Origin of the sequence: Rahnella sp. CG8, assembly GCF_023701875.1 — a bacterium.
GTDB lineage: Bacteria > Pseudomonadota > Gammaproteobacteria > Enterobacterales > Enterobacteriaceae > Rahnella > Rahnella aceris.
On sequence record NZ_JABAED010000034.1, the window covers coordinates 1 to 20,981 of the forward strand.

Sequence of the window (20,981 nt, forward strand, 5' to 3'; positions counted from 1 at the left end):
TTTTTTTCTAGGATATGAAGGCTTATGAGATTGTAGTCGGTCTCTTGTGTTCGGAGTTGTGTATAAGATACAGGGGTGGGGTATTAATGACGAATCAGTAGGTTGAAGTGTGCTTTGGCATGAGTTTTGTCATTAAAACTCCCTCCCGTCCTCCCCCTTCGCAGGGGGAGGAGCAAACCCTCTCTGATGTAACCGCACGCACTGATTTAAATCACATCCCCTTTTGATCTACTATTCCTTAGTTCGCTCCGGACTCACTCACCTGCGTCTGGCTGAAATTCATAAAAATAAGAGTCTAAGGAAAGCATGGAAATCTTCTTTACCATTCTGATTTTGATTCTGGTGGTGTCGCTCTCCGGTGTCGTCACCAGAATGTTGCCGTTTCAGGTTCCTCTTCCATTAATGCAGATTGCCGTCGGTGCTTTGCTGGCGTGGCCCAATTTTGGCCTGCACGTGGACTTCGATCCGGAACTGTTTCTCGTCCTCTTTATCCCGCCGTTGCTGTTCGCCGATGGCTGGAAAACCCCGACCCGTGAATTCCTCCACCACGGGCGCGAAATTCTCGGGCTGGCGCTGGTGCTGGTGCTGCTCACCGTCGTCGGTATCGGTTATCTGATTTATATGATGGTGCCGGATATTCCGCTGGTGGCCGCGTTCGCGCTGGCTGCGGTGCTGTCGCCGACCGATGCCGTGGCACTGGGCGGCATTGTCGGTAAGGGCCGTATTCCTAAGTCGATCATGAGCGTGCTGGAAGGTGAAGCGCTGATGAATGACGCGTCCGGTCTGGTGTCACTGAAATTCGCTATCGCCGTGGCGATGGGCACGATGATCTTTACCGTCGGTGGTGCCAGTGTAGAGTTCCTGAAAGTCGCGATTGGCGGTCTGATGGCCGGTGTGGCGGTGACGTGGTTGTACAGTAAATCGCTGCGCATTATGAGCCGCTGGAGCGGTGATGATCCGGCGACACAAATCGTGTTCCTGCTGCTGTTGCCGTTCGCGTCTTATCTGATTGCCGAACATATCGGTGTGTCGGGCATTCTGGCCGCTGTGGCTGCAGGGATGACCATCAGCCAGTCCGGCATTATTCGTAATGCACCGCTGGCGATGCGTCTGCGTGCGAACAGCGTCTGGGCGATGCTTGAGTTCGTGTTCAACGGCATGGTGTTCATCATGCTGGGCCTGCAATTGCCGGGCATCCTTGAGAACTCAATTGATCAGGCGACACACGACCCGTCTATCGTGACGTGGCACCTGTTTGCCGATGTCGGGATTATCTACTTTGCGCTGCTGATCCTGCGTTTCGTCTGGCTGTGGGTGATGAAGAATTTCAGCAACCGTTTCCTGAAAAAGAAACCGCTGCTGTTTGGCAGCTACAGTACGCGTGAACTGTGGGTGGCGTCTTTTGCCGGTGTGCGCGGAGCCATTACGCTGGCCGGTGTGTTGTCGATTCCGTTATTCCTCGCCGATGGTGCGGCGTTTCCGTCGCGTTATCAGCTGGTGTTCCTGGCGACCGGCGTCATTCTGTTCTCGCTGATTGCCGGTGTGATTGCCTTGCCGTTCCTGCTCAAAGGCGTGGTAGTGGCGGATGGTACCGCTTATCGCGAAGAAGAGCGCATGGCGAAATCGGTCGCGGCGGAAGTGGCGATTGAAAGCCTGCATAAGATGGAAGAGCGTCTGGCGGCGGATACCGAAGAAAATATTGATGAACAGACGCTGAAGGAAATCAGTTCGCGGGTTATCGGGACGTTACGGCGACGCACGGCCAACCGCGATGATATGGAAACCGCGCTGAAGCTGGAAAATCTCGAGCGTCGCTTCCGTCTGACTGCGCTGCGCGCTGAACGTGGTGAGCTGTATCACCTGCGTGCCACGCAGAAAATCAGTAACGAGACGCTGCAAAAACTGCTGCATGACCTCGATTTACTTGAAGCGCTGCTTGTCGAAAAAGAAGTGTAGTTTCTGTCAGAAATGAAAAAACCGCGTGCGCTGCCAGGTTCACGCGGTTTTTTATTGGCTATTTCCAGTAGTCGCGGCACAACGTGATCCACGCCTGTGCACTGTGCGAGAGATAGCTGCCCTGATGCCAGATCAGCCCGAGCTGCCACGGCATCAGCGGATCCAGTGGCAGCCACATCAGCGCATTCTTATCCAGCCGCTGACAGACAGGTTCCGGCAAAATTGCCACACCCATACCGGTTTGTACCATCGCCGCCAGGAAATCCCACTGCCCGCTGCGCGCCGCAATTTTTGGCGTAAAGCCGTGTGAGGTAAAGGCATCCATCAGCTGGCGGTACAGGGCAAAATCTTCGTTATAAATCAGGATGCTTTCTTCAGCCAGATCACTGAACCCGATGCGCGTGCGGTTCAGCCAGTGCGGCGTGCGCGGCACCACAACGCACAGCGGATGACTGAACAGCAGCAGTGAGGCGATAGAAGGCACGGCGTCAGCGGGCAGGGCAGTCAGCGCCAGATCCAGCTCGCCGGAAATCACAGCCTGTTGCACGGTCAGCCCGCCAAACTCGGAAATAATCAGTTCAATGCCGGGATATTGCTGGCGGAAGCTGCCGATAAGTGGCGCGATTTGCGTCCCGACCATCGGCGGAATACCCAGCCGCAGATGACCGGATTTCAGCGAGTTAATGTCTTCCAGTTCCGCTTCAAGCTGGCGGAATTCCTCAAGGATATTCAGGCCACGCTGATACAACGCCTGACCGCTGTCGGTCAGGTGTAAACGCCGTCCTTCGCGGACAATCAGCGTGCATTCCAGTTCTTCTTCCAGATGACGCAGCATTTTGCTGATCGTTGGCTGGGTGACGAACAACTTTTCCGCCGCGCGGGTAAAGCTCTGCTGGCGAACCACTTCGACAAAATAGCGTAAGGTACGGACGTCCATGGGCTGATGTTTCCCCGGTCAGATCGGCGAGTTACAAAGTATTCCAAACTGGAATCATTTTTATGATTTTAATTCATTTCTTTACCGGTTTCCTGCCAGCGTATACTTCATTTTCACACTTTTCCCTCTTTCGAGGTCGTCCCCATGTTGTTGGCGTTGCGCACTAAAGCGCCGTCCCTGCTGATCCGTTGTCAGATCCCTGTTCAGGTGGTGTTGTACGCGGTGTTATTCGTTATCGCTGATCGTCTGGTCACTGCGTTACATCTGCCGTTACCCGCCAATATTGTCGGGATGCTGATGCTTTTACTGCTGATTATGTTGCGTATTTTGCCTGTGAAATGGGTGAAAGCCGGTTCCCGCTGGTTGCTGGCGGAAATGCTGCTGTTCTTCGTACCAGCCGTGGTGGCTGTGGTGAATTACGCCCAGTTGCTGATGATCGAAGGCTGGAAAATCTTTCTGGTGATTGGGATCAGCACGATGCTGACGCTCGGGGCGACCGCCGTGGTTGTCGATAAAGTGTATCGTCTGGAGCAGCGTCTGGCGGCAAGGAAGGCGAGCCGTGACTGATTTACTGATCAGCATGTTGTGTTTTGTGGTCACCCTCGGGTTGTATTACGGCAACAAAAAACTGTACCGCCAGAAGCGCACACTGCTGCTGATGCCACTGGTGTTCACGCCGATTGTACTGGTGATTTTGCTGGTGGTGACGCACACGTCGTATCAGGATTACCTCGGTGAGACGCACTGGTTGTTATGGCTGCTCGGGCCGTCAACCATCGCGTTTGCGGTGCCGGTTTACGAGAATATGGCGGTGATCCGCCGTCACTGGATGTCGCTGAGTGCGGGCGTGCTGACGGCGATAGTCGTTGCCGTCGGCAGTTCCGTCTGGCTGGCGCGCATGCTGACCCTGCCCGAAGAAATCCAGCGTAGTCTGGCGGTACGCTCTATCACTACGCCGTTTGCGCTGGCAGCCGCGAAACAAATGGGTGGCCAGCCTGATCTGGTCGCGTTGTTTGTGGTGATTACCGGCGTATTCGGCATGGCGGTCGGGGATATGCTGTTTCTGCGTCTGGCGGTAAAAAGCGGCCTCGCAAAAGGTGCCGGTTTCGGTGCGGCGTCGCACGGAGCGGGTACGGCGAGAGCTTATGAACTGGGTGCGGAAGAAGGCGTGGTATCGAGTCTGGTGATGATGCTGGCAGGGGTTGTCACTGTGGTGATTGCGCCGGTGATCGGGGTGCTGATGTGGTGATGATCTTTTGAAAAAGATCTGAAACATTAGGGTCAAGACCTTGGGTTGCCACCCAAACTGGCCTTAAGGGCGGCTTATCGCCGCCGCCCTTAAGAATCCCGGGCTCTTTTACTGCACGCTTCGCTCGCTGGCTATGTTTCAGGTGCCGCAGCGATAGCCGCAAAATTCCGCCGCTGCGCGGTGCCCTCCGTTCGGGTTACAACCCGCGCAAAAAGACGCGCGGTTTTCCACCTCTCCTCCGGCGGTATTTTAGAACCGGCCTCAACGTTAACTTCACAACCTCACCATCCTCTTTTGGGCGGTTTCGGCGCAGCGCGATAAGTGATCACCGCTAATGAGAAACCGAAATTTTCACCATTCCGTCAGATGCCGGTCAAGCTGCGGCCTCAGCTCAGTGAATCACCTGTGACAAGAACTCCCGCGTCCTCGCTGACTTCGGATTGGCAAAGAACTCCAGCGGCGGGGCCTGTTCCACGATCTCCCCGCGATCCATGAAGATCACCCGGTCGGCGACCGTTCTTGCAAAGCCCATTTCATGCGTTACACACAACATGGTCATGCCTTCTTCCGCCAGCGTGATCATGGTGTCCAGCACCTCTTTCACCATTTCCGGATCGAGCGCAGAAGTCGGTTCATCAAACAGCATAATTTTGGGCTTCATACACAGCGAACGGGCGATCGCCACACGCTGTTGCTGACCACCGGAAAGCTGGCCGGGGAATTTATGCGCATGCTCGGCGATACGGACACGTTTCAGGTAATGCATCGCCAGTTCTTCGGCTTCTTTCTTTGGCATCTTACGCACCCAGCAGGGTGCCAGGGTGCAGTTTTGCAACACGGTCAGATGCGGGAACAGGTTGAAATGCTGGAACACCATGCCGACTTCGGTGCGCACGCGTTCGATATTGCGCAAGTCGTCGTTCAGTTCGGTTCCGTCCACCACGATGCGCCCTTGCTGGTGCTCTTCCAGATGGTTAATGCAACGGATGGTCGTTGATTTCCCCGAGCCGGAAGGGCCGCACAACACGATACGTTCACGCGGTTTCACGCTCAGGTTGATGTCTTTCAATACGTGGAACTGTCCGTACCACTTATTCACGTTTTCCAGCGTGATCATCATATTTTGGTTTTCAGTGACTTGATGGTCGCTCATGGTTTACCTCAGTGTGCGGAACGTCCGGTGTGAAAGCGTCTTTCCAAATGCTGGCTATAACGCGACATGCTAAAACAGAAAATCCAGTAGACGGCGGCGGCGAAGACGTAGCCTTCGGTTGACATGCCCAGCCATTCAGGGTCGACGGTGGCTTGCTGGACGCTGCTGAACAAATCAAACAGGCCGATGATGATCACCAGACTGGTGTCCTTAAACAGCGCGATAATAGTGTTGACCAGACCCGGTATCACCATTTTCAGTGCCTGCGGCAGAATGACTAAGCCTTGCGTTTTCCAGTAGCCGAGCGCCAGTGATTCGGCGGCCTCCGTCTGGCCTTTCGGCAGCGCCTGTAACCCGCCGCGCACCACTTCCGCGACATACGCCGACTGGAACAGCACCACACCCACCAGCGCACGCACCAGTTTGTCGATACTCGTCCCTTCGGTCATAAACAGCGGCAGCATCACCGAGGACATGAACAGCACGGTGATAAGCGGCACGCCGCGCCAGAACTCGATGAAAATCACCGACAGAATACGCACGACAGGCAGGCTTGAACGCCGTGCCAGCGCCAGCATAATGCCCAGCGGTAACGCACCGGCAATGCCGACAGCGGCAATGATCAGCGTCAGTGTCAGGCCACCCCACTGACGGGTTTCGACGCGACTCAACCCCAGGAAACCGCCGTACAGCATGATCCAGGTGAAAATCGGGAAGAGCACCATCCAGCAGGCGATATAACGTCCGCGGCGTGGCATGGCTTTAAAGAAGATCGGTGCAAGGGTCAGCAGACCGACGATCAGTGTGACGTTGATGCGCCAGCGTTGATCGAACGGATACAGCCCGTACATGAACTGGCCGAAACGTGCGTGGATAAACACCCAGCACGCGCCAGCTTTGGTGCAGTCAGTGCGCGCCGTGCCAACCCAGTTGGCCTGGAAAATCACCCAGTTCAACAGCGGAGGGATCAGCAGCCACATCAGCCATAAACAGAACAGCGTCAGCAGGCTGTTAAACCAACTGGAGAACAAATTTTTACGCGCCCAGAGCACGGCCGTTCCGAGTGGCGTTCCGGGTTTCACGGCTCTGACTCCCGGAGGAAGTGTTGTCATTGTCATGGGATTCCCTTAACGCTCGACCAGCGCGATACGCCGGTTGTAAATGTTCATCAGGAAGGAAATTGCCAGGCTGATGATCAGGTACACCGACATCGTAATAGCAATGGTTTCAATTGCCTGACCGGTCTGATTGAGCACGGTACCGGCGAACAGCGACACCATATCCGGATAGCCAATTGCAGCCGCCAGAGAGGAGTTTTTCACGATATTGAGATACTGGCTGGTCAGCGGTGGAATGATCACCCGCATGGCCTGCGGCAAAATCACCTGACGCAACGTGACAGGATTCGGCAATCCTAACGAACGGGCGGCTTCATGCTGACCGTGTGAGACAGACTGAATGCCGGATCGGATCACTTCGGCGATAAACGTTGAGGTATAGACCGATAATGCCAGCGTTAACGCCGCCAGTTCCGGGATCAGCACCATGCCGCCACGGAAGTTGAACCCGCGTAGCGCAGGCACGTCCCAGTGCAGCGCAGGCCCGAAAATCAGGTGCGCCAGCGCCGGAAAGACAACCAGCATCACAATCGCCCACGGCCAGATATGCCAGATCCGGCCGGTGTGAATCTGGCGGAAATGGTTGTAGCGTTGCAGCGCGATGATGCCAAAAATCGCCAGCAGCACGGCGATAAAGCCCGCCAGACTACCCGGTGCCAGTTCCGGTGATGGCAGATACAGGCCACGGTTACTGACGAAAGCCAGGTCAAAAGCATTCAGACTCTGACGCGGTCCCGGCAGGTTACGCAGTACGGCGAAATACCAGAAGAAGATTTGCAGCAGCGGGGGAATGTTACGGAACGTCTCGATATATACCGTCGAGACTTTGCGAATCAGCCAGTTATCGGAAAGGCGTCCTAAGCCGATAATGAACCCGAGAATCGAGGCAAAAACGATACACAGCGCGGAAACCAGCAGCGTATTCAGCAGACCGATAACAAATACGCGGGCGTAGGTGTCACCTTCCTGGTAATCAATAAGATGCTGAACAATGCCGAAACCGGCACCTTTTTCAAGAAACGCAAATCCCGAGGTGATCCCTCGTGTAGTCAGATTGGTAATGGTGTTGTGGAGCAGGTAACCCAAACAGGCTACCAGCAACACCACCGCGAAAATTTGGTAAATCCAGGCTCGTACGGCTGGGTTGGTCAGCGATAACGAACCTTTTTCGGTTGGGCGTTGCGACATAGTGAATGGCCTTTAGCAATCTTTCACCGGGAAGTGATGCACCGGGGAACGACCGGTGCATCAACATCCTTAAACACTTTTCAACTTCATGAAGAAAGGATATTTAGCGAACTGGAGGCGCGTATTGGATCCCGCCTTTATTCCACAATGCGTTCTGGCCACGTTTGATTTTCAGCTCGCTGCCCTGACCGACATTGCGTTCAAAGCTTTCGCCGTAGTTGCCGACCTGTTTAACGATTTTTACTACCCAGTCATTAGGCACTTTCAGGTCAGCACCGTAAGTCCCGGTTTTGCCCAGCAGGTTGCTCATATCAGGTGTCGTCGGGTTAGCCGCCAGCTTATCCACGTTCTGAGAGGTTACGCCCATTTCTTCAGCGTTCAGCATCGCGAACAGTGACCAGCGGACGATCGCCAGCCAGTCTTCGTCACCACGACGAACTACCGGACCCAGAGGTTCTTTAGAAATCACTTCCGGCAGAACGATGAATTCGTCTGGTTTGCCGAGTTTGATACGCAGTGCGTACAACTGAGACTGGTCAGAGGCCAGGGTGTCACAACGACCTGAGTCCAGCGCTTTCGCACTTTCGTCCGAGCGGTCGAAGGTGACCGGGGTGTAAGTCATTTTGTTGGCTTTGAAGTAGTCAGCCACGTTCAGCTCGGTATCTGTACCGGCCTGCAGACAGACCGTTGCGCCATCGAGTTCTTTCGCGCTTTTCAGGCCCGCTTTCTGGTGAGTCAGGAAGCCGATACCGTCGTAGTAGTTTACGCCGGCGAAAATCATGCCCATGCCCGCATCGCGGGAAGAGGTCCAGGTCGTGTTACGTGACAGGATGTCCACTTCGCCAGACTGCAGCGCGGTGAAACGCTCTTTGGCAGTCAGCGGGGTATATTTCACTTTCTCAGCATCACCAAACACGGCAGCAGCCACCGCACGGCAGACGTCAACGTCGATACCGGTGAATTTGCCTTTGGAGTCAGCGTAAGAGAAGCCTGGCAGGCCGTCGCTGATACCGCATTGAACAAATCCTTTCTTTTTAACGGCATCCAGAGTGGTACCTGCATGAGCCTGACCAGCCAGTGTCACGAAGCTTGCTGCGGCAATCAGTGTTGAGAGCAATATTTTTTTCATAAAGCGTCCTGTGAGACAAAACTGAAATTATTATTGTGTAAGTGCCGGAGCACCCTGTCTGTTTATGGGGCAACGCCCTCTGCACCTGTCTTTGCAAAGGGAGTGCCAACATGAAAAACGCCCCATCAATCAAGTCATGTAGAGGAATTGCACAGTAACATTGACGAGGCGTATAAAATTTATTGCCCCGTTTCAGTGCGCGGTCAATGTGGCTGCGTTAAATGAGTGCGGAATATTTCAATATTGGAGTGCAGATCGCGCTGTTTGCAGCGAAGTGAAATGTGCATTCATATTTGGAAAAAAAATGAGGCAAAACGATGAGTAAATCTCTCAGACCAGGCGTTCTGAGAGATATGTTGGCATGACGGGATTTAAAACAGGGGACATTATCAGTGCAGCGGAGAAAATAGAGTGACTTATTTGGCCTGATCTTTACTGCCGTTGATCAGTTTACGCGCCGCCGCAATCTGGTCATTGTCCGGCGTTTTAGGTTTGGCTTGGTTGAGCGCAGAACTGAGGCCTGAGCGCCCCCAAAGGTCAAAGCTGTCATCATCTTTGAGATGGTCAAAGATAGAAGGTGTCGCGTCGGGTTTTTTAGCCATAAAGATTACAGATCTCTTATTGGATGCAATGAATGAAAAAAGCCCGACGCGGTGGCATCGGGCTACTGTTTTATGGCCTCTGGCGCTTATCGATAAAGCGAAGGCGCACCCGCCGGGCGGGTTTTAAAGCGGCGATGCAGCCAGAGATACTGATCCGGCGCACGCATAATTTCTTTTTCGATCACGCGATTCATGTAGGCTGCTGCCGCCATTTCATCGTCGATCGGGTAATCCTGCAACTGGGGCTGGATAACCAGTTCATAACCCGTACCGCCTGCTTTACGTACCAGCACAACGGTCACCAGCGCAGGTTTTGCCAGACGCGCCAGCATAAAGGTTCCGCTGGTAGTTGCGGCCTGATCGACAGCAAACAGTGGCGCAAATACGCTGCCACGCGGGCCGTAATCCTGATCCGGCGCAAACCAGACAGCTTCGCCTTTTTTAAGCGCGTGAACCATACCGCGTAAATCTTTGCGATCGAGCATCGCCTTGTTAGACCGCATACGACCCCAGGTCTGCACAAATTCCATCGCTTTATTATTGTGCGGGCGATACATCGCCATCATCGGCTGACATAAGCCCATCGCGCGGCCGCCTAATTCCAGCGACATAAAATGCACGCCAATCACCAGCACGCCCTGTTTGTTTTCCTGCGCCTTTTTCAGGTTGTGCAGGCCGCTGACGTCAAACCAGCGTTTAACACGGGCATCCGACCAGAACCAGGCCATGCCGGTTTCCAGCAGGCCCATGCCAAGGGATTCAAAGTTGCTGATGATGCGCGCTTCGACCTGATCAGCGGGGAGATCCGGGAAGCACAATTGCAGGTTACGGCGCGTTATCGACACACGACGTTTCAGGAAACGCATGGACGTCCGGCCCAGCCAGATGCCGAGACGGTTTAACACCGGATAAGGAAGCTGAACCAGCAGGAACAATACGCCAAGGCCAAACCAGGTCAGCCAGTAACGTGGATGTAAAAATGATGCGCGAAAGCGAGGAGAATTCATAAAAGCCCAATCATCTGCATAAAAAACCGGGGTAACGCGTCAGGGGTTAGCTCAGTCGCGATACGAATTGTCTGTTAAAGAGTGGGACAACATGCGGGTGTAAACGTTTCCGAAAGCACATATATTGACTCACTTTTACTTTATCAAGACACAATTAAAAGGCGGGATCGCGAAGCTGAAGGGCTGTCCGTAGGCGTTGAGCGGGGCGAATTCGACTCTTGCCGTGAGTATAACATGTCGTGTGATCTAACCGCAGAGGGTAATTGTCCGATAAACGCACTCTTTACTGTTTATTTACGTGTGGGTTTAGACAATAAAATGAAAACACTACGGAAAGAAGGCATTAGCATTCAGACGTCGCGATATCCACCACATGATATTTCAGCATGCTCCGCTGGCGAAACATGCTGAAAGGGAATATCAGCGATACAGCGGGTTGCTCATCACAGAGTACCGTCCACTGCCATACAGCGCGATCACGACGGCGGCCATGAAGTAATAGACGATATCTTCAATCGCCCAGGCACCGACCGGGGTGAGTGCAAAGGTGTGATGGATACCGACCATCATCCACGCAACAATCATTGTCGCTGCGGCAGACAGCGCGGCGAGTCGGGTGAAAATCCCCAGCATCATCATAATCGGGGCGATCACTTCGCCGATGATCACGCCGTAGGCGACAAATGCCGGAATACCATAGCCTGCCAGCATGCCCTGAATACCGCCCAGACCGTCATGCAGCTTATGCCAGCCGTGAAAAATCAGCAGTCCATAGGTGATCCGTAACAGCAAAATCGCCAGATCAGGTTTGTTCAGTGCTGCGGTAAAACGAAGATAAAGTTGCTTCATCAGAGTGACTCCCGGAGACGTTTTATTGTCCGTCTAAGGTAGTGCTTAATCGCTGAATGCAGGAGATAATTATTCTCATTTGGGTTGATCTGGGTTAGGTTTTGCGCAGATTTTGGGGTAAAGGTTTACGGGCAAAGCAGAAAACAAAAAGGCGCTCCCCTTGCGGAAAAGCGCCTTTTTAAGACATCGACTGATTAGTATCAGTTCATGCCGTATTTTTTCAATTTCTTACGCAGCGTACCGCGGTTGATACCCATCATCAGGGCCGCACGAGTCTGGTTGCCACGGGTATACTGCATCACCATGTCTAACAGTGGCTGTTCAACTTCAGCCAATACCAACTCATACAGGTCATTCACGTCCTGACCATTCAATTGAGCAAAATAGCCCTTAAGTGCTTGTTTTACCGAGTCACGCAGGGGTTTTTGGGTTACCTGATCCTGAGAATTAACGGTAGAAACGGTCAGTACGTCAGAATTCACGCGTTGTTCGAACATAGTTCTGTCAGCTCTTTTTTGTTACGCAAGATTTTCGAAATATGCTTCCAACGCCTCCAGCTGTTCGCTGGCATCCTCTATGGCGTTGAAGGAGCGCCGAAACTGGTCATTTGGGGCATGCTCCTGGAGATACCAGGAAACGTGCTTACGGGCGATACGGAATCCCTTGCCTTGACCGTAAAAGTCGTGCAATTCCCGTACGTGCCCTATTAACAAGCGCTGAACCTCACCCATAGGAGGTGGAGGTAACAGCTCCCCTGTGTCCAGATAATGCTGGATTTCCCGGAAGATCCAGGGTCTCCCCTGAGCGGCACGTCCTATCATCAGAGCATCAGCTCCGGTGTAGTCGAGCACCGCTCTGGCTTTATGCGGGTCAGTTATGTCGCCATTCGCGATAATCGGAATGGAAACACTCTGCTTAACTGTCCGAATACTGTCGTACTCTGCTTCTCCATTGAAGAGACAGGCACGGGTTCGGCCATGAATAGTCAGGGCCTGAATTCCACAGTCTTCAGCCAATTGGGCAATTTGTACACAGTTACGGTGTTCCGGTGCCCAACCAGTACGAATTTTCAACGTGACTGGCACATCTACCGCCTTAACAACGGCAGTCAGGATTTGTTTCACCAAATCCGGATACTGCAACAATGCAGAACCTGCCAGTTTGCGGTTCACTTTCTTGGCCGGGCAGCCCATATTGATATCAATGATTTGCGCACCGCTTTCCACGTTAATTCGTGCAGCAGCCGCCATATCTTCGGGGTCGCAACCGGCAATTTGCACGGCGCGGATCCCCGGTTCATCGTTATGTACCATGCGCAAACGTGACTTATCCGTCCGCCACACCTCCGGATTGGAGGAGAGCATTTCAGATACTGCCATTCCAGCCCCCATCGCATGACATAAGGCACGAAATGGTCGGTCAGTGATACCGGCCATCGGGGCCGCAATCAGGCAATTTGTAAGCTGGTGGTGTCCGATGCGCATGAACTAGGAATGACCATACTGATGTCCGCAAGGGCGCGTATATTACGCATTTTCGCTGCGATATGAAAGGCCAAACTTTGAGCAATTTGATAAGAAAATGTCTTGTCAGCGCTGAAGTTCATGACGATTTGTTTTTTTATCGTGGTTTTACATTGAGTTATGTGACTTCGGTCAAATTGTGCGCTTGGGCAAATTCCTAATAACTCTCTGAATCATCCGGTTATAACAGTTGATTCTAAGGGGAGATCTGACGTTTTAAGCAGCAACAACCACAAAATTCTGTGATGCAGATCGTCTTTTGGTTAAAAAGTGACTCATTTTCAGAAAGGTGAACAAACAAGACAAATAGATGCAGAAACAGATTCTGCACCTTAATCTGCAGTACGGAATTACTCTGCCACTACCACGCGGCCATGCAGTCCTTGTACCGGGCGATTGTTCGCATGATGCATCGCATGCTGGAATTTCTTCAACTGCGCCTCAGACAGCGTCTGAGGTTGTTTAACGACCAGCCAGCGAACGCCTTCTGTACAAGGTGGCGTAGTCAGCGATCCGCTGAAACGATAATGCGTCAGATCGGTGGGCAGCAGGCCATCAAGACTGACTTTCTCTTTCAGCGTGACAGATTCGCCCGCTTTTTCCGGCATCTGTTGCCAGATTTTTTCCAGCTCGGCATTAGCTTTGCCGGTTTCAAACATTACGGCAATCACCGCAATTTCACCGTCAGCATCCATATGAACAAAATGCGCCTCCATCGGGAAAGATTTACCGTTGAGGGTATTTTCGCTCGGAGAGTGGAAGTGGAATTGCTGGAGGACGAATTTATCCCCGTCCAGCGTGGCAAAATCACCCTGCTGAACATTCACCTGCACGCTGTGGCCGTTATTAATGACATTCACCGGCGGTAACTGATAGCTGAGTTTAAGCGGGCGAGGGTGCACCTCTAACGCCTCTTTGATATCGATAGGCGACTGTGCTTTGCCCTGCTCGCACAGATGGAAGTCAGGGCTGAGTTTTGACCAGTTTTGCGGGGCGGCGTCGCCATCATATGACCAATGTGGCGCTTCGTTTGCGAAGGCGGGTTGTGCAGAAACTGACAGCGTAAGTGCAGCCAGCGCGGCAGACAATATTGTTCCTTTCAAGAGTTATCCCTTTCATTTGCTGAGTAATAAACCTTGCGAAGTGTAAGGGGTTTAGGCGGCAGGAGAAATACGGGAAAAGGCCGGAAAAGGATTTTGGGGGGAAACCCGCTCTTTCTGCACAAACAAACAGAAAAAGCGGGAGGCTGACATCAGGCTTTTTTAACACCGGTTATACGGCACCATTCTTCTTTCTCGGCCACCGGATCCAGTTCGAATTTGTCTTTATAGGCATCCGCTACGCTTTGCGCCTGGCTGGCCAGTACGCCGGAAAGCCCCAGATGGCCACCTGCTACCGGCAGCACGCTGATCAGTGGCGCCAGTTCGCGCAGAGGGCCTGCGAGAATATTGGCGACCACCACGTCGGCTGACAGGTTATCAGGCTGGTCTTTCGGCAGATAAAGCGACAGACGCTCTGATACGCCGTTACGTTCGGCGTTATCGCGGCTGGCCTGAATCGCCTGCGGATCGATGTCGATCCCAACCACGTGTTTTGCACCCAGCTTCAGCGCGGCGATCGCCAGAATGCCGGAACCGCAACCGAAGTCGATCACGGTTTTATCGGTCAGATCCAGACTGTCGAGCCATTGCAGACACATCGCGGTGGTCGGGTGGGTGCCGGTACCAAACGCCAGTCCCGGATCCAGCATCACGTTCACGGCATTCGGATCCGGCACATCGCGCCAGCTCGGGCAAATCCACAGACGTTCGCCAAAACGCATCGGGTGGAAGTTATCCATCCATTCGCGTTCCCAGTCTTTGTCTTCCAGTTGTTCGATTTTGTGCACGAAACCTTTGCCCAGCAGAGGTTCGTTTTCCAGCATGGCGATCACTTCGTCCATGTCGGTTTCCGCATCGTACAGGCCGATGGCGTCGGTATCACCCCACAACAGGGTTTCGCCCGGCAGCGGTTCGAAGACCGGATTATCGTGGGTGTCCTGGAACGTTACGGACACGGCGCCACTTTCGATAAGCGCGTCGCTCAGCGTTTCCGCGTCGTTACCGGTGGTATTAATTTTCAGTTGGATCCAAGGCATAGCCATTCTCTTCTTAACAATCTGTAAAATCAGTGCCGCCCGATCAGGACGGCTTGAGTACGTTTTCGCGTGGCTGTTTACCAAACTTATTGCCGGTATAAAACGCCAGCAGGCTCAGCAACAGCGACGGCACAATCGGATGCAGACCGGCAATATGCAGGTCAATACTGGCGAGCAGGGTATAACAAACCGCGCCAACAATCATTGAGCTCAGTGCGCCCGTGGCGTTCGCCCGCTCCCAGTACAAACCGAGCACCAGCGGCCACAGGAACACCGCTTCCAGCCCGCCAAACGCCAGCAGGTTCAGCCAGATAATCATTTCCGGCGGACGCCATGCGGCCAGTAAGACCAGTAATCCCAGTATAAAGGTGGCCCAGCTTGAGAAGCGTTTTAACTTGCGCTCGTTAGCCAGTTGTTCCGGTTTAATACCGAGGTACAAGTCTTTAACGATAGTCGCAGATGATTGCAAAAGCTGCGCGTTGATGGTCGACATAATGGCGGCCATCGGTGCCGCGAGGAAAATCCCGGCGGCGTAGGGCGGCAGCACGGTGATCATCAGCGTCGGGATCACCTGATCGGGAATTTTCAGATCAGGTAAAATGGCACGCCCCAGCGCACCCGCCAGATGCATACCAAGCATCAAAATGGCGACCACGATAGTGCCGAGCACAATGCCACGGTGTACCGCTTTGCTGTCTTTGTAGGAAATACAGCGCACGGCGGTATGCGGCAGGCCAATCACGCCAAAGCACACCAAAACCCAGAAAGAAGCCATAAACGGCAGTGAAAGGACGTCATCCCCGCCATGCACGGATACCAGTTTCGGGTCGATTTGCTGGAGCTTATCCACCGCACTGTGCAGGCCACCCGCCGCGTGAATGACAGCGATCAGGAGTAAAATGGTGCCGAGCAGCATCACCAGTCCCTGCATGGCGTCATTGAGCACGCTGGCACGAAAGCCGCCAAACGCGGTATACAGCGCGATGCTGATGCCGAAAATCAGCAGTCCGGTGTCGTAAGGAATACCGGCTGCTGTTTCCAGCAGGCGTGCACCACCGATGAACTGAACGGTCATCGCGCCCAGAAATGCCACCAGCAGACTCAGGCTTGCCAGCCAGACCAGCAGACGGCTCTGGTAGCGGGCAAACAGCATGTCGTTCAGCGTGACCGCATTATAGCGGCGCGCCAGAATGGCGAATTTTTTACCCAGTACGCCGAGTGAAAGCCAGACGGCAGGCAACTGAATCATTGCCAGCAATACCCAGCCAAGGCCAAATTTGTAGGCGGCACCGGGGCCGCCGATAAAGGAACTGGCACTGATGTAGGTGGCGGTCAGGGTCATGGCCAGCACGAAGCCGCCCATGGAGCGGTTGCCGAGGAAATATTCAGTCAGGAAGTTGCCCTGCTCGCGGCGGGTATATGCATAAACAGACAACCCGAAAACCAGCAGCAAATAGGCAATCAGTGGCAATAAGACTTCAGTCTGCATGACTGTCCTCCAGCGGAATATCGCGGTAAATCACGCGAACCATCAGCCAGCTTAAAAGAACGAATATCAGCGGTACCAGCAGACAGGCCATTTCGAACCAGTGCGGCAGGCCGGTGATGCCCTGTTTATCGTCAGGAATATAGGCGGCAAAACTCCATGCCAGCAGATAAGCAATCGTCAGCCCAAAAGCCCATCGGGCTTCACGGTTGGCTTGTAAGAAACGTTTGTCCAACGCCATTTACTTGTCTCCCCTCAAAACGTAAAAAAGGCCGGAATATCCGGCCTTGATAAGAGAGTACGCAACGGTACGGTCTTTTTTATTTTTCCTGCAAACCGAGTTTTTTCTCAAGATAGTGGATGTTAGTGCCACCATGCTGGAAATTCTCGTCGTCCATAATGCGCATTTGCAGTTCAATGTTGGTTTTGATGCCGTCGATGATCAGTTCTGCCAGCGCATTTTTCATGCGGGCAATGGCCACTTCACGGGTTTCACCGTAAGTGATCAGTTTACCGATCATGGAATCGTAGTACGGAGGCACTGTGTAGCCTGCGTAAATGTGCGATTCCCAACGAACACCGAAGCCGCCAGGTGCGTGGAAACGGGTGATTTTGCCTGGGCTTGGCAGGAAGGTGTTAGGGTCTTCCGCGTTAATGCGGCATTCCACCGCATGGCCTTTGACTTTCACTTCGCTTTGTTTGATCGACAGTGGCTGGCCGGACGCAATGCGCAGCTGCTCTTTGATCAAATCCACACCGGTGATCATCTCGGTAACCGGATGCTCAACCTGGATACGGGTGTTCATTTCGATGAAGAAGAACTCGCCGTTTTCATACAGGAACTCGAAAGTACCTGCGCCACGGTAGCCAATATCCACACAGGCTTTGGCACAACGTTCGCCGATGAAACGACGAAGATCTTCCGTGATGCCCGGTGCTGGCGCTTCTTCAACGACTTTCTGGTGACGACGCTGCATGGAGCAGTCACGTTCAGCCAGATAAACGGCGTTGCCCTGACCATCAGCCAGTACCTGAATTTCCACGTGACGTGGATTTTCCAGGTATTTTTCCATGTAAACCATGTCGTTGTTGAAAGCTGCTTTAGCTTCCGCACGGGTCATGTTGATGGACTGTTCGAGGTCTTTGTCGCCGCGTACAACACGCATACCACGACCGCCGCCGCCGCCAGAAGCTTTGATGATGACCGGATAGCCGATACGTTTTGCGAAGGCACGGTTTTGATCCATGTCATCGCCCAGCGGGCCGTCAGAGCCAGGTACACAAGGTACGCCAGCCGCTTTCATCGCCTGGATCGCAGAAACTTTGTCACCCATCAGGCGGATAGTTTCAGCTTTCGGGCCGATGAAGATAAAACCAGAACGCTCAACCTGCTCTGCAAAATCAGCATTCTCGGACAGGAAACCGTAGCCCGGGTGGATAGCCACCGCGCCAGTGATTTCCGCCGCAGCGATGATGGCAGGGATGTTCAGATAGCTTTTTACTGAAGGTGCAGGACCGATACAGACGGTTTCGTCTGCCAGCAGCACGTGTTTCAGGTCACGGTCAGCGGTAGAGTGCACAGCAACGGTTTTGATGCCCATTTCTTTACAGGCACGCAAAATACGCAGAGCAATCTCGCCGCGGTTCGCGATAACAATTTTATCTACCATGGTACGCCTCGTTATTCGATGACGACCAGCGGCTCGTCGAATTCAACCGGTTGGCCGCTTTCTACCAGAATTGCTTTAACAACACCGGATTTGTCTGCTTCGATTTGGTTCATCATTTTCATCGCTTCAACGATACACAGGGTATCGCCGGCGTTCACTTTCTGACCCACTTCGATGAAGGCTTTAGCGTCCGGGCTTGGCGTACGGTAGAAGGTGCCTACCATCGGTGAGCGAACGATATGGCCACTGATTGCAGCCGGAGCTGCTTCTGCAGGCGCAGCTGCTGGCGCAACCGCAGCAGCCAGACCTGGCTGTTGTTGTACAGGCATAGCGTAAGCCTGTTGCATCATAGGATAAGCCTGCGCAGGTGCAGCACGGCTGATACGTACTGATTCTTCGCCTTCAGAAATTTCCAGTTCAGAAATGCCTGATTCTTCAACCAGTTCGATCAGTTTTTTAATTTTACGAATATCCATGGGTGTGATTCCGTACTCTTTTTGCGTAGAAATTAGTGGGTTTTTGACAAGCGGTTAACCGCTGCCTGTAATGCAAAGTGGTAGCCATCTGCGCCAAGTCCGCAAATAACGCCCACTGCGATGTCGGAAAGATAGGAATGGTGCCGGAACGCTTCGCGGGCATGTACATTCGACAGATGGATCTCGATAAACGGAATCGACACCCCCAGTAATGCATCGCGCAGCGCCACGCTGGTATGGGTAAAGGCCGCGGGATTGATCAGGATGAAATCGACATTTCCGCGTGCCTGATGAATACGTTCAATCAGGACATGTTCTGCATTGGATTGCAGATGGCTCAGTGCTACATCAGCAGCAGCAGCCTGCACTTCCAAACCCTTAACAATATCGTTGAGCGTGGTGTGTCCGTACGTTTCAGGCTCACGGGTGCCTAACAAATTCAGGTTAGGACCGTTCAGTAGCAAAATGTCAAACTTATGCGCCATTGTGAGCCTATCTCCGGCAATTAGACAAAGATTGTAGAAAATACCCTGATGTCACCGGTTTGTCACCTATTTCGCGGCAAATCGGCCCGTCTCTTCGGCATGAGGTCGGGCATTATAATGATATCGTGGCAATTCGCAGCTAAATACTGGTCTTATCAGCGAAGATAATCAACCCTCGGCCGGTCAACGTGGGTGCAATTGTCGAAATTATGAGGGGCAACCGGGCCAAAAGTTCCACGGCTTATCGCAGCCACTGGCGGAATTTTTTATAACGGAATGCCAGCAAGATGACGGCAAGTATTGCGTAAATCACCGGTTGTGGCGACAGCACTTTTACCGACCAAAGGTAGTGGATCGGCGCAAGTATGGCGATGAGATAAATGAAGTTGTGCAACTTTTGCCAGGTTGATCCCATTTTGCGTTGTGCCCACACGGTGGAGGTGCAGGCCAGTGCCAGCAGCAGGATCCAGCAGATGATACCGAGGGTGAGATACGGGCGCGATATCAGTTCACTTCCCAGCAGGCGGATATTGTTGATCCCAAGCTCCAGGAATGAATAGCTGAGAAGATGCAAGGTTCCCCACGCAAAACACCACAACCCCAGCAAACGGCGCGTGCGGATCAGTAATGGCTGTTTGCCATAGCGTGCGACGGGCGTGACCAGTAATGTCACCAGCAAAAATTTCAGAGTCATCCTACCGGTAAAATGCTGAATATCTTTGGCGGGATCGGCGCTGAACCCGCCCTGATTAATCGAAAGCACAATCCAGAAAAAAGGCAAAATGGCGCAAAGATAGATGATCACTTTCAACCCGGTAATATTGGCAGGGCTTAAACGACGCATAACTGAACCGCCTCTTCCTTAATAGAACTTACGTAAATCCATACCGTGATACATCGATGCTACCTGCCCGGCATAACCATTGAACAGCAATGTCGGCTGGCGTTGCACGTCGAGTAAGCCGCCGGAACCGATAAACCGTTCCGTTGCCTGCGACCAGCGCGGGTGATCCACATGCGGGTTCACGTTGGCGTAAAACCCGTATTCGTTGGAGGCAATCTGGTTCCAGGTTGTCGGCGGCTCATCTTGAGTAAATTTGATGTTCACGATGGATTTGATGCCTTTGAAACCGTACTTCCACGGAATGGTCAGGCGGATAGGCGCGCCGTTTTGTGGCGGAAGTGCTTTGCCATAAACGCCGACCGTCATCATCGCCAGCGGGTTCATCGCTTCATCTATACGCAATCCTTCAACGTACGGGTAATTCAGTCCACCGCCGATAAACCGGTCTTTCTGCCCCGGCATATGTTCCGGGTCATATAAGGTAGTAAACGCGACATAACGCGCTTTGCTGGTCGGTTCGGCAAGTTTGAGAATCGCACTCAGCTGAAAACCGATCCACGGCACCACCATCGACCAGGCTTCGACGCAACGCATCCGGTAAATACGTTGCTCAAGCGGGAAGCGCTTCATGATGTCATCCATATCCAGCGTCATCGGTTTAGCAACTTCGCCTTCTATTGTTAATTTCCACGGCGAGGTAACCAGTTGCCCGGCGTTGGCGGCCGGATCAGCTTTATCCAGCCCGAATTCATAGAAATTGTTGTAGCCGGAAACTTTGTCCTCGGGGGTCAGTGTCAGGTCATTTTGATAAGCAGCGGGTTTGGTGAAATCCAGCGGTTTACCGGCGGGCGCGGCAGGGCGGTCATGGCCTTTGAACCAGGAAAGGATATCTGCGCGTGCATTTTGGGGAACAGCGAGTGCCGCGGCACTGATCCCCAGTGCCTGTAAAACTTTGCGCCGGTCATAAAAAATACTTTCGGGTGTGACGTCTGCTTCGGTTAGTTTGCGGGGTTTGAACATAGCCTTCTCCGGCATTCTCATTTTCGTGATTCATTTTTATGGTTATAAACAAAGCATGGCGTGAAACCGGACGCTTTGCGAGATATCACGCTAAAAAAGCGCATTTTGCCGCAGGCATTGAGGAGGCGTTTACCATTTATATAAGAATTACG

General features: G+C 53.0%; 22 protein-coding genes. 3 read left to right on the forward strand and 19 right to left on the reverse strand.

The window, feature by feature from the left end:
- Window positions 1-306: 306 nt before the first annotated feature.
- The gene (locus tag HGO41_RS22355) at window positions 307-1,956 is read left to right on the forward strand and encodes a Na+/H+ antiporter (protein WP_250981477.1); all 1,650 of its coding nucleotides are present in this window, start codon (window positions 307-309) and stop codon (window positions 1,954-1,956) included.
- 58 nt (window positions 1,957-2,014) lie between these two features.
- Here the strand turns inward: HGO41_RS22355 and HGO41_RS22360 are convergent, their stop codons facing one another.
- On the reverse strand, window positions 2,015-2,893 hold the full coding sequence (locus HGO41_RS22360) for a LysR family transcriptional regulator (RefSeq protein ID WP_166860906.1): 879 nt from the start codon (window positions 2,891-2,893) through the stop codon (window positions 2,015-2,017).
- A 144-nt stretch (window positions 2,894-3,037) separates the two neighbouring features.
- Here HGO41_RS22360 and HGO41_RS22365 point away from each other — a divergent pair, with 144 nt between their 5' ends.
- Complete coding sequence (locus HGO41_RS22365) at window positions 3,038-3,460, forward strand: CidA/LrgA family protein (protein WP_112151063.1); 423 nt, start codon at window positions 3,038-3,040, stop codon at window positions 3,458-3,460.
- On the forward strand, window positions 3,453-4,142 hold the full coding sequence (locus HGO41_RS22370) for an LrgB family protein (RefSeq protein WP_166860902.1): 690 nt from the start codon (window positions 3,453-3,455) through the stop codon (window positions 4,140-4,142). Before HGO41_RS22365 ends, HGO41_RS22370 begins: the two co-directional genes overlap by 8 nt.
- 391 nt (window positions 4,143-4,533) lie before the next feature.
- Here the strand turns inward: HGO41_RS22370 and HGO41_RS22375 are convergent, their stop codons facing one another.
- From HGO41_RS22375 to msrP, 18 genes are all read right to left on the reverse strand, one after another.
- On the reverse strand, window positions 4,534-5,295 hold the full coding sequence (locus HGO41_RS22375; RefSeq protein WP_013577309.1) for an amino acid ABC transporter ATP-binding protein: 762 nt from the start codon (window positions 5,293-5,295) through the stop codon (window positions 4,534-4,536).
- An 8-nt stretch (window positions 5,296-5,303) separates the two neighbouring features.
- A complete protein-coding gene (locus HGO41_RS22380; RefSeq protein WP_041673173.1) occupies window positions 5,304-6,413 on the reverse strand; it encodes an amino acid ABC transporter permease in 1,110 nt (369 codons plus the stop codon).
- 9 nt (window positions 6,414-6,422) lie between these two features.
- Complete coding sequence (locus tag HGO41_RS22385; RefSeq protein ID WP_013577307.1) at window positions 6,423-7,601, reverse strand: amino acid ABC transporter permease; 1,179 nt, start codon at window positions 7,599-7,601, stop codon at window positions 6,423-6,425.
- A 103-nt stretch (window positions 7,602-7,704) separates the two neighbouring features.
- Window positions 7,705-8,730 (reverse strand): amino acid ABC transporter substrate-binding protein, encoded by a 1,026-nt coding sequence (locus HGO41_RS22390; protein WP_013577306.1) that lies wholly within the window; start codon window positions 8,728-8,730, stop codon window positions 7,705-7,707.
- A gap of 416 nt (window positions 8,731-9,146) precedes the next feature.
- Entirely contained in the window at window positions 9,147-9,332 is a 186-nt protein-coding gene (locus HGO41_RS22395) for a hypothetical protein (RefSeq protein ID WP_153376113.1), read from the reverse strand.
- An 86-nt stretch (window positions 9,333-9,418) separates the two neighbouring features.
- Window positions 9,419-10,339, reverse strand: a complete 921-nt coding sequence (gene lpxP, locus HGO41_RS22400; protein ID WP_013577304.1) for a kdo(2)-lipid IV(A) palmitoleoyltransferase — start codon at window positions 10,337-10,339, stop codon at window positions 9,419-9,421.
- 420 nt (window positions 10,340-10,759) lie between these two features.
- On the reverse strand, window positions 10,760-11,191 hold the full coding sequence (locus tag HGO41_RS22405; protein WP_370447499.1) for a DoxX family protein: 432 nt from the start codon (window positions 11,189-11,191) through the stop codon (window positions 10,760-10,762).
- A 197-nt stretch (window positions 11,192-11,388) separates the two neighbouring features.
- Window positions 11,389-11,685 (reverse strand): DNA-binding transcriptional regulator Fis, encoded by a 297-nt coding sequence (gene fis, locus HGO41_RS22410; protein WP_004097144.1) that lies wholly within the window; start codon window positions 11,683-11,685, stop codon window positions 11,389-11,391.
- A 21-nt stretch (window positions 11,686-11,706) separates the two neighbouring features.
- Entirely contained in the window at window positions 11,707-12,672 is a 966-nt protein-coding gene (gene dusB, locus HGO41_RS22415) for a tRNA dihydrouridine synthase DusB (RefSeq protein WP_013577302.1), read from the reverse strand.
- Between the two features lie 389 nt (window positions 12,673-13,061).
- Entirely contained in the window at window positions 13,062-13,814 is a 753-nt protein-coding gene (locus tag HGO41_RS22420; protein WP_225444940.1) for a carbonic anhydrase, read from the reverse strand.
- A gap of 149 nt (window positions 13,815-13,963) precedes the next feature.
- Window positions 13,964-14,848 carry a 50S ribosomal protein L11 methyltransferase gene (gene prmA / locus HGO41_RS22425; RefSeq protein WP_250981478.1) on the reverse strand — a complete coding sequence of 295 codons (885 nt, stop codon included), beginning with the start codon at window positions 14,846-14,848 and terminating at the stop codon, window positions 13,964-13,966.
- A gap of 43 nt (window positions 14,849-14,891) precedes the next feature.
- On the reverse strand, window positions 14,892-16,337 hold the full coding sequence (panF, locus tag HGO41_RS22430) for a sodium/pantothenate symporter (RefSeq protein ID WP_015690530.1): 1,446 nt from the start codon (window positions 16,335-16,337) through the stop codon (window positions 14,892-14,894).
- Window positions 16,327-16,569, reverse strand: a complete 243-nt coding sequence (locus HGO41_RS22435) for a YhdT family protein (RefSeq protein ID WP_015690529.1) — start codon at window positions 16,567-16,569, stop codon at window positions 16,327-16,329. The genes panF and HGO41_RS22435 overlap by 11 nt, the downstream gene beginning before the upstream one ends.
- An 85-nt stretch (window positions 16,570-16,654) precedes the next feature.
- Window positions 16,655-18,004: an acetyl-CoA carboxylase biotin carboxylase subunit gene (accC, locus tag HGO41_RS22440; protein WP_013577297.1), complete on the reverse strand. Its 1,350-nt coding sequence runs from the start codon at window positions 18,002-18,004 to the stop codon at window positions 16,655-16,657.
- 11 nt (window positions 18,005-18,015) lie between these two features.
- Window positions 18,016-18,480: an acetyl-CoA carboxylase biotin carboxyl carrier protein gene (gene accB / locus HGO41_RS22445; RefSeq protein ID WP_013577296.1), complete on the reverse strand. Its 465-nt coding sequence runs from the start codon at window positions 18,478-18,480 to the stop codon at window positions 18,016-18,018.
- A gap of 32 nt (window positions 18,481-18,512) precedes the next feature.
- Complete coding sequence (gene aroQ / locus HGO41_RS22450; protein ID WP_013577295.1) at window positions 18,513-18,965, reverse strand: type II 3-dehydroquinate dehydratase; 453 nt, start codon at window positions 18,963-18,965, stop codon at window positions 18,513-18,515.
- 241 nt (window positions 18,966-19,206) lie between these two features.
- Complete coding sequence (gene msrQ / locus HGO41_RS22455) at window positions 19,207-19,809, reverse strand: protein-methionine-sulfoxide reductase heme-binding subunit MsrQ (protein WP_013577294.1); 603 nt, start codon at window positions 19,807-19,809, stop codon at window positions 19,207-19,209.
- Between the two features lie 18 nt (window positions 19,810-19,827).
- Complete coding sequence (gene msrP / locus HGO41_RS22460) at window positions 19,828-20,829, reverse strand: protein-methionine-sulfoxide reductase catalytic subunit MsrP (protein WP_121019659.1); 1,002 nt, start codon at window positions 20,827-20,829, stop codon at window positions 19,828-19,830.
- Between the last annotated feature and the right edge of the window lie 152 nt (window positions 20,830-20,981).